Annotated in this window: 11 protein-coding genes and 1 pseudogene; 9 read left to right on the forward strand and 3 right to left on the reverse strand. The window is 64.0% G+C overall.

The genetic code is table 11. From position 1 onward, the window contains the following. Window positions 1-399: 399 nt before the first annotated feature. From ACGF8A_RS22230 to ACGF8A_RS22265, 8 genes are all read left to right on the forward strand, one after another. The gene (locus tag ACGF8A_RS22230) at window positions 400-3636 is read left to right on the forward strand and encodes a helicase-related protein (RefSeq protein WP_393110760.1); all 3237 of its coding nucleotides are present in this window, start codon (window positions 400-402) and stop codon (window positions 3634-3636) included. Further along, entirely contained in the window at window positions 3633-4403 is a 771-nt protein-coding gene (locus ACGF8A_RS22235; protein WP_393110732.1) for a DUF4391 domain-containing protein, read from the forward strand. Before ACGF8A_RS22230 ends, ACGF8A_RS22235 begins: the two co-directional genes overlap by 4 nt. A gap of 90 nt (window positions 4404-4493) precedes the next feature. Then, on the forward strand, window positions 4494-6374 hold the full coding sequence (locus ACGF8A_RS22240) for a site-specific DNA-methyltransferase (RefSeq protein WP_393110762.1): 1881 nt from the start codon (window positions 4494-4496) through the stop codon (window positions 6372-6374). A 16-nt stretch (window positions 6375-6390) separates the two neighbouring features. After that, the gene (locus ACGF8A_RS22245) at window positions 6391-9372 is read left to right on the forward strand and encodes a DEAD/DEAH box helicase family protein (protein WP_393110734.1); all 2982 of its coding nucleotides are present in this window, start codon (window positions 6391-6393) and stop codon (window positions 9370-9372) included. 355 nt (window positions 9373-9727) lie between these two features. Next, window positions 9728-10129 (forward strand): hypothetical protein, encoded by a 402-nt coding sequence (locus ACGF8A_RS22250; RefSeq protein WP_393110736.1) that lies wholly within the window; start codon window positions 9728-9730, stop codon window positions 10127-10129. A gap of 123 nt (window positions 10130-10252) precedes the next feature. Then, on the forward strand, window positions 10253-10696 hold the full coding sequence (locus tag ACGF8A_RS22255) for a hypothetical protein (protein WP_393110738.1): 444 nt from the start codon (window positions 10253-10255) through the stop codon (window positions 10694-10696). Between the two features lie 510 nt (window positions 10697-11206). After that, a complete protein-coding gene (locus ACGF8A_RS22260; protein ID WP_393110740.1) occupies window positions 11207-11590 on the forward strand; it encodes a hypothetical protein in 384 nt (127 codons plus the stop codon). Window positions 11591-11607: 17 nt separating this feature from the next. Continuing rightward, entirely contained in the window at window positions 11608-12615 is a 1008-nt protein-coding gene (locus ACGF8A_RS22265) for an IS3 family transposase (RefSeq protein ID WP_393110742.1), read from the forward strand. Between the two features lie 384 nt (window positions 12616-12999). On the opposite strand, the gene ACGF8A_RS22270 is transcribed toward ACGF8A_RS22265, so the two are convergent. The 3 genes from ACGF8A_RS22270 to ACGF8A_RS22280 form a co-directional block, all read right to left on the reverse strand. After that, on the reverse strand, window positions 13000-13314 hold the full coding sequence (locus tag ACGF8A_RS22270; protein ID WP_393110744.1) for a hypothetical protein: 315 nt from the start codon (window positions 13312-13314) through the stop codon (window positions 13000-13002). 198 nt (window positions 13315-13512) lie between these two features. Next, window positions 13513-15216: a tyrosine recombinase XerC gene (gene xerC, locus ACGF8A_RS22275; protein ID WP_393110746.1), complete on the reverse strand. Its 1704-nt coding sequence runs from the start codon at window positions 15214-15216 to the stop codon at window positions 13513-13515. After that, complete coding sequence (locus tag ACGF8A_RS22280; RefSeq protein ID WP_393110748.1) at window positions 15213-15779, reverse strand: transcriptional regulator; 567 nt, start codon at window positions 15777-15779, stop codon at window positions 15213-15215. Before ACGF8A_RS22280 ends, xerC begins: the two co-directional genes overlap by 4 nt. 8 nt (window positions 15780-15787) lie before the next feature. On the opposite strand from ACGF8A_RS22280, the pseudogene ACGF8A_RS22285 reads away from it, so the two are divergent. Beyond that, a pseudogene (locus tag ACGF8A_RS22285) lies at window positions 15788-17014 on the forward strand (mobilization protein); the annotation flags it as partial. Window positions 17015-17080 lie beyond the last annotated feature (66 nt).

Genomic DNA, 17080 nt, shown 5'->3' on the forward strand with positions numbered 1-17080 from the left:
GCACAGAGCAAACAGCCACTTGAACTTCGAGAGGGGGTAAGTCGTGGCTAGGGGTTCCGCGGCTTTACCCACCTCCCCGGTCCAGGTCCCGCGTCGAGCAAGATCAGGGGGCCACTCGTGCACATTGCGGGCAGGTTCAAAGCCTGCCCGAGTTGCCAACTAGCGTACGGCCCCCTGATCATGCTCGACCCCAGACCGGGCAGGCCACCGGCCAAACCCGCTCCACCGACCGCGAGCATCACGAGTCTGTGCGCGACGAAGACCAAACGACCGTGCCAGCCCTTGGGGAGGGCGTCTATACGGGAATCGTGCAGGTAGCGGATCAGTAGCCTGCACTAAGCTCTGGGTCATCGAGTGCGCTGGTCGGACCAGCGTCTGGAGGGGGACGCCTTGAAGGTCGTGAGCAACCGAGGTAGCGACCGGTTGATCGATGCGGTGCGGCCCAGTCTGCAACCGGGCGGTGCAATGGACCTCACCTCGCCAACCTTCTCGGTGTACGCCTTCAACGAGCTCCGTGACGAGCTGGCCAAGCTGGAACGGGCTCGCCTCCTACTGCCGAGCGTAGAAGCCGATCTGCACCTGTTGGGCGGCGAGCACGATCGTGCCGCGCGTAACCGCCTGTCGACCCGCTATCTGGCCGCGTCGTGCGCCGAGTGGCTGGCTCGGCGGACTGAGATACGTCATGCGCCGTCCTATTCCATCCCCCAGGGCGTCCTGGTTACCCGAGCGGCTTCCGGCGCAGTGACTTCGCTGGCCCAGGGCTCTTTCGGCTTTGATCGCGCCGGTCTCGGCCTGACTCCTGGCAACCCGTACACGTCGATCCTGCGGTCTGAGAATGAGAGCGAGGCGACTGCTCTCGCTCCCGCCCTCTTCGAAGCGATGTGGGAGAGCACACCTGACTCTCGCGAGGCAGGCCCGCTGCTGGAGCAGATGCGCACCCTCGGCCGCTACCGCGACCCCGAGCGTATCTACCACCTCATGCTCCACCATCTGTTCAGCGCTGCTGGCGGGGAGCTGGATGAGGATACGGTCATCGATGCAAAGACTGGCATCCGCGACACCGTGGTTTGGGGGAAGCTCTACAAGTTCCAGCGAGACGGCGTCATCGGTGCCATCGATAAACTGAACCGCTACGGCGGCTGCATCATCGCGGACAGTGTCGGTCTAGGAAAAACCTTCGAGGCACTCGCCGTAATCAAATACCACGAGCTGCGCAACGATCGTGTGCTGGTGCTCTGCCCGAAGCGGCTACGAGACAACTGGACGATGTACACGGCGAACGACCGCCGAAACCTCCTCGCCGCAGACCGCTTCAACTATGACGTGCTCAACCACACCGATCTATCCCGCGAGTCCGGAAGATCGGGTGACATCGATCTCGCACATGTCAACTGGGGTAACTACGACCTGGTCGTCATCGACGAGTCACACAACTTCCGCAACGCCAACTCTCCGAAGCAGAACGGCGAGACGCGCTATGACCGCTTGATGCGCCAGATCGTTCAGGAAGGGGTGAAGACCCGTGTCCTGATGCTCTCAGCGACTCCAGTCAATAACCGGCTCGCGGACCTGCGCAACCAGATCGCCTTCGCTACTGAAAGTGACGACACGGCTTTGGCGCCATATGGCATCGCCAGCATCGCCGAGACTGTCCGCGTCGCACAACGCCAGTTCAATCGGTGGCAGGAACTTGGCCCAGAGCAGCGCACGGCGGCGCAGCTCGTGGACATGCTCGGCTTCGACTACTTTGCGCTACTCGACATGCTGACCATCGCCCGCTCGCGCAAGCACATCGAGAAGTACTACGGCACCGCCGAGACAGGCTCATTCCCCGAGCGCCTGGCACCACTAAACGTGAAGTCGGAGATCGACACGCAGGGCGACTTCGGCGCCATCAGCGAACTCAATGACCAAATCCGCAAGCTCAATCTGGCCGCCTACTCCCCTATGCACTACCTGCGACCTGACAAGCGGGCGGAGTACGCGGACAAGTACGCAACCCGTCTGAAGAGCGGCAAGGGTAGTTTCCAGCAGGCCGACCGGGAGCAGAGTCTGGTCAACTTGATGAGGGTAAACATCCTCAAGCGGTTGGAGAGCTCCGTTCACTCCTTCCGGCTGACGGTGAGCCGACAACTGGAGCGCATCGACGCGCACCTGGGTGCGATCGACCGCCACGAGACCTATTACCACCCCGACTCCCTCGACGAGGAGGAATACGACGACGTTCGCTCAGACGAGCTGGCGATCGGTGGTGGCAAGATCAAGGTTCTCATCGAGGACATGGACCTGATCCGCTGGCGTCAAGACCTTCTGGAGGACCGTGAGCGCCTCACCGCGATGCTCTACCGGGCCGAGCAGGTGATCCCGGAGCGTGACGCGAAATTGGGCCGCCTTAAGCAGCTGATCAGGGACAAGGTTCACAATCCAGTCAACCCGGGCAATCGTAAGGCCATCGTGTTCACCGCCTTCGCGGACACAGCTGCTTATCTGTATGAAGAAATCGCCGAATGGGCTCGGGCCGAACTCGGCGTCGAGACTGGCCTGGTGACGGGCACCGGGAGCAATCGCACCACACTCGAGTTGCGCCGCGATCTTCCCGGAATCCTCTCTGCGTTCTCTCCGCGCTCGAAGCAGCGTCCGGACGACCTGGCGGGAGAGGGCGAGCTCGACCTGCTCATTGCCACGGACTGCATTTCCGAGGGCCAGAATCTGCAGGACTGCGACTGGCTTGCGAACTACGACATCCACTGGAACCCGGTGCGCATCATCCAGCGCTTTGGCCGCATCGACCGTCTCGGTTCGCGGAGCACTCGCATCCAGCTCGTTAACTTCTGGCCGCAGATGGACCTGGAAGAATATATCGGCCTCGAGCAGCGAGTCACGGGCCGCATGGTGCTGCTCGACATCTCCGCCACCGGGGAAGAGAACGTCATCGAGACCAGCGCCGGCGACCCGATGAACGATCTCGAGTACCGGCGCGCACAACTTCTCAAGCTCCAGGACTCCGTCCTCGACCTCGAGGACCTGTCGACCGGTGTGTCCATTGCCGACCTCACCCTCACCGATCTGCGCATCGACCTCGCCGACTACGCCAAGCGGCACCCCGGCGAGCTGGATGTGGAGCCACTCGGGGTTCACGCGGTCGCAGACAGCGATGGCGACACCCCGCCGGGACTGATCTTCTGCCTACGTGCCGAAGGCCAGGCGGCTGATCGTGCAGTGCAGGCCGGCGACCCGCTTGCCCCTCACTACCTCATCCATGTCGGGGAGGAGGGCGTGGTGCAGCTCAGCCATACCCAGGCCAAGCGCATCCTTGACCGGGTGCGCAAGGTCAGTGCCGAACAGAGTCAAGTCGACCCGGAGCTCACCGCGTTGTTCGACGCCCGGACCCGGCGCGGCGCCGACATGGGAGGAGCACGTAAGGCTCTCGCTGCCGCTGTACGTTCCATCACTGGCAAGGAGGAGGAACGCGCTATCGCCAGTCTGTTCAGCCTGGACGGCACTCAGGCTGCTGCGGCAGGAGGCTTCGCTGGGACCAATGACTTCGAAGTGCTCGCCTTTCTTGCCGTTTTGCCCCGTGCTGGCGCCGAGCCTGTCGGATCCGCTGCACACCACGGCCAGGAAGCCCAGCAATGACCCCGGACGACGTGGTCGACGCGCTTCGGCTGCCTGCCGATTGTGCCGTGGATGTCCGAGTACCGAAGACCCAGCTGCAAGCGCACTCCGACTTCAGCGCCGCTGATCGGCGATTGCTTCAGGAAGGCATAGATACCCTGAGTTGGGACGCCGCTATACGCCCTGATGCCGTGGGCATCCCTGCCTACACGGCTCCGGACGGCAGCCGGCGTGTTCCCGAACTTCACGTCATGACTCTCCGGGCCCGGACCGGAACAAAGCTCACCCGCCTGGAAGAGCTTCTCCATCGAGCCGTGCCGTACCCGATCCTCCTCGTCAGCGAGCAGGAGTCCGGCCTGCGCGTATCGGTTGCCCTTAAGCGCATGTCACACGCCCGCAAGGACGATGTCGCACTGGATAGCCCGCCTGTGACCGCTTCCCTTAGGGATGTCCCCGCGACCGTGGGCGATGCTTTCCTGAGCGCACTACAGCTCGACCGGCAACCGCGCATCGACCTCAGCACGGTGTACGAGGGATGGCTGGTCTGTACGGTTGCCTTGCGTGTCGCTGCGGTGATCGGGGAGTTTGCGCTAGCGGGCACCTTGGATGCGGCACAGACCCAGCTCACGGCCCTGACGGAGAGCAGCCGACTCGAGACAGAGATCAACAAGCTGGTCGCCCAGATCAAGAAGGAGAAGCAGATCCCACGAAGGATTGAGCTGCAGGACCAGATCAAGGCGAAGAGAGTCGCCTTGTCGGTGGCGCACGATACGTTGCACTTGGCGTAGCAACGCAGCAAGGACGAAGAACACGGTCAAGAAGAGGGCACCGGGCGAGCAGGGCGGTGCCGCAGTGAAGCAGGGGGGATCAAGGTGACGATGCACACGGTTGAGCCGGAGGGTTCGGAGACCAACTCCAAGGACCTCGTGGCGGAGAACCTCGAACAGCTCCGGAAGATCTTCCCGTCAGCCTTCACAGAGGGCAAGGTTGACTTTGATGCGCTGCGCGAGTTGCTTGGCGACGCCGTCGACGATGGCGACGAGAAGTTCGGGCTGACCTGGTTCGGCAAGCGCAACGCCCGCCGCATCGCCCTCAAGCCGAGCACGGCGACCTTGTTGCCTCGCCCGGAAGAATCGGTGGACTGGGATACCACCCGGAACGTCATGATCGAGGGTGACAACCTCGAGGTCCTCAAACTCCTACAGAAGAGCTACGCCAACAAGGTCAAGCTCATCTACATCGATCCGCCTTACAACACCGGCAAGGACTTCATTTACCCCGACAGCTTCCAGGACAGCATCCGGAACTATCTTGAACTCACCGGCCAGACCGACAGTGGTGGCGGGAGGCTCAGCAGTAATGCCGAGACTTCTGGGCGGTACCACAGCGCCTGGCTCGACATGATGTATCCCCGGTTGACATTGGCTCGGAACCTGCTCGCAGACGACGGACTTATCATTGCGTCGATCGATGATCACGAAGTCCATAATCTCCGCGCGCTTCTTGACGAGATCTTCGGTGGCGAGAATTTCATCGGATCATTCATTTGGAAGCGCAAAGCCGGAGGTGGTGACGATAGCGGTCACATTGCCGTTGAGCATGAGTATCTGCTGTGTTATGGGCGTCGAATCGAGTCCGTAAAGCTTGCACGGATCAAGCATGAGAGCCCCGCCATGACCGCCAAGTACAATCGGTCGGAAAACGGTAGGCGCTACTATCTGGAGCGACTGGACAAGACGAGCCTCACCTACAGTTCGGCACTCGACTTCGAAATCGAATGTCCCGACGGAACGTGGATCACTCCACCTCAGAATGACCCGGCTAATCCGACCACCATCTGGCGCTGGAGCAAGTCAAAGGTGGCTGACAGTCGAGGTGAGTTGGAGTTTCTGCGTGACAAGAAGACGGGCGAGTGGCGGATCTACACCCGGACGTGGGAGTCCTTGGACGGAGTTACCGCCCGGAGTCTCCTGGTGGATGCCGAGCACGGGAGGAACCGGGATGGGACCCAGGAGTTGATTTCGCTTTTCGGGGGTCGAGTATTCACCAATCCGAAGCCAGTTAAAATGCTCAAACACATTCTACGCATTGCTGCAAGCGATTCAGACTCCATCGTTTTGGACTTCTTTGCAGGTAGCGGTAGCGTGGCACACGCCTTGATGGAAATGAACAGCGAAGACGGAGGGCGACGCCGATTCATTTTGGTGCAACTTCCTGAATCCACTGGGCGTAGCGACTACGCGACAATCCCGGAAATCACGCGGGCGCGGCTCCGTAAGGCCGGAGAGAAACTTTCAGGAAACCTTAGCGTGGGGGATGTCGGATACCGCTGCTTTGCCCTTTCGGAGGGTAATATTGTCCGCTGGGACACCTCTCGTCCGGACTTCGAGCAGCAAACATTCGAGCATATCGAAAATGTCCGCGAGGGTCGCTCCGACCAAGACATCCTCTTCGAGCTGCTGCTTAGCCAGGGGATCGACCTCGCCTCTGCTGTGGACACGCGCACCTTCGCGGGCCTCCACGTGTTTGCGACAGGTGGGGGCCTCCTCTTCGCCTGCCTGCCCCCGTCCGATTCAATTACCAAAGGCAATGCGGAGGAGATCGCCCAGGGCATCATCGCTTGGCGTGACGAGCTGCAGCCTGAGGCAGACGTGACTGTTTTCCTCAAGGACGTGGCTTTCGCTGACGATGTCGCCAAGGCGAACCTTGTGGCGATCCTTGAGCAGCACGAGTCCCCCTTCGTCGTTAAGAGTCTGTGAGTCGGGGGACGTTACGATGAAAAAGCCTAAACTGCACTTTGATTCTGAGCTGTCGCATCAGAAGACAGCCGTGGACGCAGTGTGCGATCTATTCCACGGGCAGGAGAGCGGGCGCAGCCTGTTCACTGTTAGCGGTGACAGCGACGACCTGTTCACGCCCTCAGCCGGCGTCGGGAACCGGTTGCGGATTCTGCCCGATCAGCTGCACGCAAACCTGAACGAGATCCAGGAGCGTAACAACCTGCCGCTCTCCACACCGTCCGATCTGGCGGACGAGCGTGACCTGAACTTCACGATCGAGATGGAGACCGGTACCGGCAAGACCTACGTCTATCTGCGTACGGTCTACGAGTTGAACAAGCGTTACGGCTTCACGAAGTTCATTGTTGTCGTGCCGTCTGTGGCGATCAGGGAGGGCGTCCACAAGTCGCTCCAGATCATGGAGGACCACTTCAAGGCCCTCTACGACGGCACCCCGCTGCACTACTTCACCTACGACTCGGCGCAACTGGGCGAGGTGAGGAATTTCGCTTACAGCTCTGGCATCGAGCTGATGATCGTGACGGCCGCCGCTGTCAACAAGCAGGCGACCGCAAAGATCTACCAGCGGAGTGAGCAGACCGGCGGCGAGGCACCGATTGAATTGATCAAGCAGGTGCGGCCAATCCTCATCGTTGACGAGCCGCAAAGCGTAGACGGTGGTCCCCAGGGGCGAGGGCGACAAGCCCTTCGCGCGATGGCCCCACTGTTCAGCCTGCGCTACTCGGCAACACATGTCGACGTGTTCAATATGGTCTACAAGCTGGATGCCGTCGATGCCTATCAGGCGGGACTGGTGAAGCAGATTGAGGTGGCCGGCGGTACCGTAGAGCACGCGCACGGCCGCCCCTACATCCGCCTTGAGAAGGTCAGTACGCGCAAGGACGACTACACGGCGACTGTGGAAGTCGACGTGATGCGGTCTGGACGCGTTGTACGCCAGACCAAAAGAGTCAACCCCGGAAGCAGCCTTGAATCGATCACTGACAACCGTGTTTACGAGGGCCTGTTGGTCGGCGATCTCACAAAGAGCCGTGGCAGGAGTGAGCCGGGGTTCATCCAGATCCACGGCGGCGGAATCGACGAGTACCTCAGGGAAGGCGAGGCTTACGGCGACATCCCGGTGCTCGAGCGCGCCCGGCATCTGATCAACAAGACCATCCGGGTGCACCTTGATCGGGAACTGGAGCTCCGCTCGAGAAACATCAAGGTACTGAGCTTGTTCTTCATCGATCGGGTGGACCGCTACCGTGCCGAAAGTTCGGATGGCGCTCCGGTTCCAGGCGAGTACGCGAAGATCTTCGAAGAGGAGTACGAGCAGCTCCAGCGCAACCCCCGCTACTCGGCCCTCTTCGGCGGGGTGGATCTCGACTCTGAGCCAAGCACCGTCCACGAGGGCTACTTCGCTCGTGATGCCAAGGGTAAGCCCAAGGACATCAAGGAGGGAGCAGCTCAGGACGGCGCGGACGCCGAGCGCGTGTATGACCTGATCATGCGGGACAAGGAGCGTCTGCTCAGCCTCGACGAGCCGGTGAAGTTCATCTTCTCCCACTCGGCGCTTCGCGAGGGCTGGGACAACCCGAACGTCTTCCAGATTTGCAGCCTGCGAGAGATGGGCACCGAGCGGCAGCGTCGCCAGACCATCGGTCGCGGTCTACGCCTCGCGGTGAATCAGGAAGGCCAGCGGCTCCACGGCTTCGACGTGAACACCCTTACGGTCGTTGCAACTGAGAGCCTGGAGCAGTTTGCCGCCTCCCTGCAGACCGAGTACGAGCAAGACGCCAAGGTCAGCTTCGGTCGAATCGAGCCGCATCAGTTCTCCAGCCTCTTGCTTCCCGACAGTGACGGAAAGCGGCTCGGCAGCGAAGGCTCACAGCGGCTCTTCGCTGCTCTGCAGGAGGCCGGCTACATCCAGAGCAATGGCAAGATCGACGCTCAGCTGCTCCAACAGGCTCTCGCGGGCGACACGTTCAGGCTGCCTGCGGAATTCGACGGCCTAGAGACCGCGGTTGTGGAAAGGCTCCAGCAACGAGCCAAAGGCGTCACCATTAACGACCGGGATGAACGCCGCACGGTCAAGGTCCGTAAGCAGGTCTTCGAGAACCCTCAGTTCCACGAACTGTGGAATCGCATCAAGCAGAGGTCCACCTACCGGGTGGATTTCGACACGGAGAAGCTGATCGCGGAGGCAGCGAGGGCTCTCAAGGAAGCCCGCCAGATTCTGCCTGCTCGCATGGCGTGGACATCAACAACATTGGCCATAAGCAAGCGTGGCATCGAAACCGGCGCTGCGGCGACGTCGGCCCCGCAGCTGATCGACCAGGGAGACATCCCGCTGCCGGATATCCTCGGTGAACTGACTGAGCGGACCAAGCTGACCCGACGCACCATCCATCGGATCCTTTCTGCGAGTGGCCGCTTCCGGGATTTCCAGCGCAACCCGCAGGAGTTTGTGTCCCTCGCAGCCGAGAAGATCACGGAAACTCGGCGTGCGGCGCTTGTCGACGGGATCAAGTACGTCAAGCTAGGGGAGAGCGACGTCTACGCCCAGGAGCTCTTCCTCACCGAGGAGTTGCACGGCTACCTGGGCAAGAACTTGACCCGTGCGGCCAAGAGTGTCTATGAGGAAGTTCGCTACGACTCTGAGACCGAGCGGAAGTTCGTCGAGGATCTGGAGTCTGCAGGCGACGTCGAGGTGTACGCGAAACTCCCGTCCTGGTTCAAAGTCCCAACCCCGCTGGGCACATACAATCCGGACTGGGCTATCGTGCGTCGCCTTCCCGACGGTGAGCAGCGCCTTTACCTGGTGATAGAGACCAAGGGCACCCAACAGGAAAGCCTCCTCCGGCCGGAGGAGCTCGGAAAGATCAAGTGTGGGCGCAAACACTTCGAGGCCCTCGGCACGCATGTCACCTTCGAGCAGACGGACGTCTGGCGCCACGTGACGTTCACCGCATGAGTGATGCCCGTGCTGGGATACGTCCGTCCCAGCACGGGCACGGTAGGAAGGCGGGGTGGCTATTCGTGGCACGGCCAGGAGGTGTGTGCGGAACAGCCAACCACCTCGCGTAGAGCCCCAGATCGAAGGCCTGTAAGGGGCCCCGGCAATGCCCCAGCCTCTCCCTAAAGCGGTGGTGAGGCTCCCGTGGACCACTTGTGGACAGACCCTAGCTGGCATCGCATCTGCAGTGCCCTGATCAGCGGAGTCGCCTGAGAGCGAAGGGGCCTCCGGAGCCGCGTGCGATCGAAGCCGCCCCACCGTGGCTGCCGGATCGGCATACTTGATGCCTGGACCGCGAGTGCAGGGGGTGGCGATGTACGGCCGAAGCGATGAGGCATGGGAGCAGTTGACCGATGCCGGATTGAAGTTCCTCGTTGAACGGGCACAGCTCCACAAGGTCACGACCTACACGGAGATGAACTCTGTGCTGGCCCGGCGGACAGGGCTTCCCGGCTTCGATTTCGAGCAGGCGGACGAACGTGCAGCCATGGGCTACCTGCTTGGACTGATAGTGGGACAGGACTACCCAAAGAGCGGGCTCATGATCTCTGCACTGGTTCACTATCTCGGTGCGAACGACGCCGGGCCGGGCTTCTACACGCTCGCGCAGCAGCTTGACCTGCTCCCCAAGGGCTCCTCCGCAACGGCGAGACTCGAGTTCTGGATTGGGCAGGTCAACTCGCTCCACCAACTTCACTCGGCCCCTGGGCGATAGACGTTCGGAATCCCTCCTGTCGAATACGTGTCGAGGACGCCGAGATCTTCCTCCAGCACCTGCACCTGTGTTCTTACCTCGGCTGACCCCGTCCCACCCCCGTAGCACCACCGAAGGAGCACGATGGCTGACACAGGCATTGATGACCTGTCCAAGTACGAGTCCGGGACCGACCCGTTCACCGCGGCCGAGCTGGAGGCGATTGCCCGCTTCCGCGAAAACCTGTCCGGCATCCCCGACATTGCGTTCAGGGGCTTCGACGCCGACGAGATCCGCCACCTCGCGTCCGAACACGGCATGGACGAAGCCCGCAAGATGCTGAACTTATTCGCTACCGACCTCCTCAACGGCTGGTGGCTGGCGATCCTCTCGTTGAAGAACGACCTGCCGAACGGCACCGACGCGCCCGCCCGACACAGCACGTCCGCCGCCCGGTACGTCGCCCACCTCACCGCCCAGCACCTCAACGCCTGCGCGAAGTTCGAACACGCCGTCACCATGTGGTTCCTGGACCTGGACACGGACCTCTCCTCCCCGCTGTACCTGAACAGGGACGGGGAGGAGTGAGCCACACGGAGGGGGCGACGAGGAAGTCATCGACTGCCCCGTAGAGAGCTACGGATCGGATGTTCCCCGTGCCACAACCGTGCCAGAACGAGCGGGGAGCCACGGGGAACAGCAGCGACGAAGTCGGACGCGCCGGAGGGGCGTCCGGGCGCTCCCTCGCAGGTGAGGCGTCCAGCGTCCCCTGGATCACCCAAGCTTCCCGAGCTAAGTGGTCCGGTCCGGAAGTCCTTCGGGGGTTGATCATGTAGCTGGCCCGGCGGAGGATTCTTCCTGGTGATCGGTGGTGTGCCGGTCGAGTCTGGCCAGCAGATCGTCCAGGTCGGAGGTGGTGAACTTCCACTGGAACGGCTGTGCCGTGGCGTTGTAGCGGTCTTCGAAGGCTCGGAGCCGGTCCCCAACCTCGGTCAGGTCGGTGAAGTCGTTGGGCGAGACCCTCTCTGTCAGCCTTGGGTGAGACGTCCCGCTTCGTCGGGTTAGCCTGAGAGGGCACGACAGGAGAACCACCCCCTCATGACCAGCACCAAGCCTGCCGGGTCCGATCCGGCTCCCCGGCCGAAGCGCCGCACTTTCAGCCCGGAATACAAGCTGCGGATCGTGGCCGAGTACGACGCCGCACCGAAGAACGAGAAGGGCGCGGTCCTGCGCCGAGAGCGCCTGTACCACTCGCACGTCAAGGAATGGCGGGCCGCGCGGGATGCCGGGGCACTGGAGAAACTGGTCGACAAGCGCACCAGCCCGGCGAGGCCGAAGAAGCCGGCCGCTGAGGCGGAGAACGAGAAGCTGCGCCGCCAGGTGGAACGGCTGGAGAAGGAACTGGCCCGGAACAAGGCCGCGTTGGAAGTCATGGGAAAAGCTTCCGCGCTCTTGGAAATGATCTCCGAGGGCGCGGACTGAAGGCTGCCGTCGGCCCGGTGGTCGACGAAGCGTTCACCGGCATCGAGGCAGAGCTGGGCGTCACGGCAGCGTGTCGGCTGACCGGCCGCTCCAGGGCCACCCACTACCGCCGGCTGCGGCCTCCATCGGGGCGAAAGCCCAGGAAACCGCAGGTCCAGCCCTCGGCCCTCACGCCCGAGGAGCGGGCCGCGGTGCTGGAGCTGATGAACAGCGACGAGTACGCCGAACTGCCGCCCGCGCAGATCTGGGCCCGCGAGCTGGATGCCGGGCGCTACCACTGCTCCATCTCCACGATGTACCGGATCCTTCGCGAGAAGGGGCAGTCCGGCGAACGTCGAAGACAGGCCACCCACCCGGCGAAGACGGTGCCCGAGCTGGTGGCCACCGCACCGTCGCAGGTCTTCACCTGGGACATCACCAAGGCGGCCGGACCGGTCAAGGGCGTCTGGTATCACGCCTACGTCATCATCGACATCTTCAGCCGCTACATCGTCGGCCACACCGTCGAGCGGGCCGAATCAGCGGTACGGGCCGAGGAATTGATCCGCGAGACCATCATCCGCAACGGCATCGTGCCCGAGACCGTGCATGCCGACCGCGGCACCTCGATGACCTCCAAGAAGGTCTCGCAGCTGCTGATCGACCTCGGCGTCACACGGTCGCACTCGCGGCCGAAGACCTCCAACGACAACCCCTACAGCGAGGCCCATTTCAAGACCACGAAGTATATGTCCGACTACCCCGAACGGTTCGACTCGCTGGCCCATGCCCGTGAGTGGTTCGACGCGTTCATCGCGTACTACAACCACGAGCACCGGCATTCGGGCATCGGCTGGCACACGCCCGCCAGCGTGCATTTCGGCACCGCCGAGGAGGTCCGTGACCAGCGTGCCGTCACCCTCGCCGAGGCATACGCCCGCCACCCCGAACGCTTCGGCCGCCGCCCCCGACCACCCCGGATACCCCAGCAGGCATGGATCAACGACCCGGCCAAGCGCAGGGAACCCGCACCACAAACCTCATAGCCTCACGACCGTCTCACTGGACTTGAAATCTTCCGCCTCCGCAGTCAACCCCCGAAGGACTTACGACGCAGACCACTAAGGGCTCAGGCACCGTCCTCACGTGCCGGCCGTCGTAACTTGCTCTGGTCGACGGCACTGGGCAGCGTGGTGGAGGTCGGTGGGGCCGCAGCGAGGCACACGCGCGCCTGGTCGGTCGGCGCACCCGCCGTCGTGGCGGACTGTCGTCGGCTGAGGTTCGTGCCACAACCGTGCCAGTTGTAGGGGTCAGCCACGGTCAACACCGGTGCCCTACGGTCGAGTAGCGGCCCGCTTCCTCGGCTGGCGAAGCCGCAACTCAGGCCCAAGATCACCCAGCCTCTCTCCTAAAGTGGTTGTCCAGCCCGCTCACCGAGTCCACACCCGCTGGAACTCCTCGGCAGGAATGGTCTCCAGCAGGTCCTCTTCAGGGTCGATCGCTTGGTCCGTCAGGCCGCCGTGCTCGTCCTCCAGGTGCTCCCAGCTATATCGGTGGAGCTGGCCGGCCGAAGTCAGCTCGGCTTGCTTGATGACGATCGACTCACCGCGGTCGGGTACGGCCTCGATGTACCACAAGCCGCCCTCCTCGTCCGCGTGACGGAAGTGGTGCCGCAGGGTGGCGTTCTCATCGAGTGCTCGGAAGTACGCCACGGTCTCTGCTCTGATGCGCTCCAGGTCAACCACGCGACCATCGTGCCAGCGAGCGAGGCGCGGGTTGCTCCGTTCTGACATCCACGAGTGACATCAACGGCGCCGGACGCCGGCACTCCTGGGCGGTCTGCCACGGCCAGTGTGGCCGGGTGATTTCCCGGCAGTGCCGAGGAGGGATCGAACTCCTAAAGCGGGTGTCGCAGGTTCGAATCCTGCCGGGGGCACAACGCATCACCGCTCTGACCTGGGGTTTATCCCCCCAGGGAGGGGTCCTATTCGGCCTCGGACTCGTCGTCCGGGGCCGTTTGCGTGAGCGGACGGGGAGTTGATCTCCGAAATATCTCCCAACGGATCAGCATCATCCGGCACTGACTCCGGGGCGGGCTTCTCCGCGTCATCGGGCTCCGGCGCCGCTTCGGGAGCGGTGTTCTCGGAGGTGGCGCGGGCGCGCGGGACGAGCCGGGCTGCGGCCTCGGCGATGGCCAGGTCCGCTTCGGGGAGCAGGCTCGTGTACGTGTCGGCCGTGATGGTGATCGAGGAGTGGCCGAGCATCTCCTGGATGCCCTTCAGGTCGGCCCCGGCCGCGTGGGCCAGGGTCGCGGCACCGTGGCGGAGGTCATGGAGTCGGACCGGCGGGAGGTCGATCTCCTCGTACAGCTCGATGAACCGCCGTGTGACGTTGGCGGGGTGAAGCATCTCGCCGTTCTCCTTGGTGAAGACGCGGCCGGTCTCCACCCAGGCCTTCTCCCACTCCTTACGGTCCTTGTCCTGCTGGGCGCGGTGCCGCTTGAGGGCCTGGACCGTGTCGGAGTCGAGCGCGATGGTCCGCGCGCCGGCGTCGGTCTTGGGGTCGTCCTCGTACACCTCCCAGCCGTCCACGACGAGTTGCTTGGCGACGGTGATGAGACCGGCGTCCAGGTTGGTGTCGGTCCACTTCTGGCCGCATGCCTCGCCCCGTCGCAGTCCGCGGAACGCGATCAGGTGGAACAGGGCGTACAGGCGGTCCTCCGCGACGTGGTCGAGGAAGAGCCCGGTGTGCTCCGGCGTCCAGACCATCACTGAGGACGGCTTCTCGCCGGTGCGCTTCCAGTGGAGGATGCGCTCCTCGGTCCATACGAGGGCCTTGGGCCGCTTGCCCGCCTCCAACTCGACGTGAGCGGCCGGGTTGAAGGCGATGAGCTGCTGGGCGATCGCGGCGTTGAGTGCGGCCCGCAGGGTGGAGCGGACCCGCTGGCGTGTGGCCGGACCGACGATGCGGCGGTAGGGCTCCATCTCGGCGATGGCTGCCTTCATGGCCTTACGGCGGGCGCGGGGCTCGCGGCCCTTCCAGGGGATCTGGGCGAGGTCCTCGAACGCCTTGCGGCGGGCTGCGTTGCCTTCGGCGATCTCGACGTTGGCCTCGGCTATGGCCTCGAATATCTCCGACAGGTGGGCGACTCGTAGCCGGTCGAGCCGGTAATGGCCGATGCGCGGCTTCAGGTGCACCCGGATGTTGCTCTCATCGCGGCTGATGGCGCTCTGCCGCCCCTTCTTGCCCGCCAGCCACATGTCCAGCCACTCGCCGACCGTGAGCCTGCTCGTCAGGTCCAGGCCGTGGCTGAGGCGCCTGCGGGTCGCCTCGATGTCCGGCAGCGGGGCCTTCACGTCGGCCACCTTCTCCAGCAACTCGGCTATCTGGGCCAAGCCCTCCGCGTCGTCGGTGTCGGCGAGGCCGAGTAGGGCGCGTATGTGGTCGAGATCGGCCTGGGCGGCCTTGAGGCTCTCGTAGCCGGCACGGCTGAAGGAGCGGCGGGTGCCGTCTTCGCGGGCCGGGAGCTCCTGGCGTATGGAGTATGAGCCGTGCTTGCGGCTGGAGAGCTTCGGGCACTGCTTGCCGAGCGGCTTACCGGTGTGGGGGTCGCGGCAGTAGCAGCGGCGGTGGGTGGAACCCTTCAAAGATCGTTCTCCTCGGTGGTGTCGCCGATGGGTGGGTCGACGTCGGCGAGTTCTGGTGGCAGGTGCGGTGGTGTGCCGCCGTCTTCGCGGATGAAGGCGCGGGCGCTGCGGAGTCGGTACTTGGCTTCCAACGCCCTTTCGGCGTAGTCGGCTTGGGCGAGTACGGCTTCCTCGCGTTCGGCCTGGTTGGGCGCCGTCGCAACTTTCCAGCGCTCGTGCTTCTCGCCCTTCAGAGCGGCCAGGGCGGCGCGTTGGTGGCGGACGTGGGCTCGGAAGGAGCGGAGCATGTCGTCTTCCATGCCGAAGTCCTCCCTGTCGCCGGTGAACCAGCACATGGCATCCCACGTCGGGTCGGAGTGCTGAAGGGGAAGGCGCTGGACTCGGTCGACGTAGCCGACGGGGTAGAGCAGGCAGATCGGGTAGGTCCGCAAGGCTTCGGCGAGGACGAGGACGTCGACCAGGGGCAGGCTGGCGCGGCGGCCGGACTCCATGTTGGCGATCACGTTGCGCGGGATCGGATGGCCGATCTCCGCGCAGCGGTCGGCCAGGTCCTGGGCGCTCATGCGCAGCTCGGGCGGATCTGCGCACCGCGCGGCACTGGAACGACTACCACACCGCCGACCGTGAACTCGCCGCCATCGAGAAGGAATACGGCCTGCTCCAAGTGGTCCGCGGGGACCGCACCGCCGCCAAGCGGCCCACCCGCGCCGAGCAGGAGAAGGCCCGCCGCGCCGGCCAGGACAAGCCCGCCCGCGAACGGCTGCGCGCCACCGTGCGCACCGCCGTGGCCGCCGCCTCCAGCATGGAGGAGTTCGTCCACCTGCTCAGCCACCTCGACGGCGTGCTCGTGGAAGTCGTCTACTTCCCCTCCGGCGATGTACGCGGCTACAAGGTCGCTGCCGAAGACACCACCACCGCCGGCAAGGAGCCCGTCTGGTTCTCCGGCTCCGAACTCGCTCCCGACCTGTCCTTCCCCAAGATCCGCAAGCGCCTGGAAAACAGCGATCCGCAGCCCATCGGGCAGCCGGGCCAGCGCAGGCCCAACCCCTGGCACCAGGCCACCGCCGTAGCCGAACGCATCCCCGACCACCTTTACCAGGCCGACGACGAAGCCTCCCAGGCCCACCTCGCCGCCTTCGGCGAAGCCCTCGACGTCCTCCCACTTCTCGCACCCCAGGCGCTGCGGCCCCAACTCCTTGACGCAGCAACCGTGTTCGAGCGTGCCACTCGCTCCCGCATCCAGGCCGAACACCAACACGCCCGCGCACTGCGCGGCGCGGTACGGGCGATGGTCCGCGCACCCGCCCCCCAGGACGGCGCCATCCTGGCGATGTTCCTGGACGCCGCGATCCTCGTCGTGATCGCCGCCGCCCGCTGGCACGGGCTGCGCCACCACGACCAGCAAGTCGCCGCCGCCCAGCAGACACTGCTCCACCTCCAGGCCGCCTACGACCAAGCAGCCGCCGCACCCCTGGCCGCTCTCGCACAGCGCCAGCCGCCCCAGCAGGCCGTGGAGCGGCAGATCCGCCGCCTACGCCAGGTCGTACCCGAGCACGCGGAACAGGTCATCCAAGACCCCGCTTTCGCAGCCCTCACCACCGCCCTCGCCGAGGCAGAAGCAGCCGGACACGACCCGGAACAGCTCCTCCAGCAGATCGCCGACCAGCGCGCCCTGGGCGACGCCCGCCGCCCCGCACGAGTCCTGACCTGGCGCATCCAACGCCTCAGCGCAAGGCCGGCACCCAGCGCACAAGCCCGCGCAGCACAGGCTCAGAAGCCGTTGTCTTTCCGGATGTGATCGTTGAGTTTCCGCTGGTAAGGCATGGTTTCGGCGTCACTGGTGCAGGGTTCGGACGTTCGGTTC

Origin of the sequence: Streptomyces sp. NPDC047706 (assembly GCF_043204795.1) — a bacterium.
Lineage (GTDB): Bacteria > Actinomycetota > Actinomycetes > Streptomycetales > Streptomycetaceae > Streptomyces.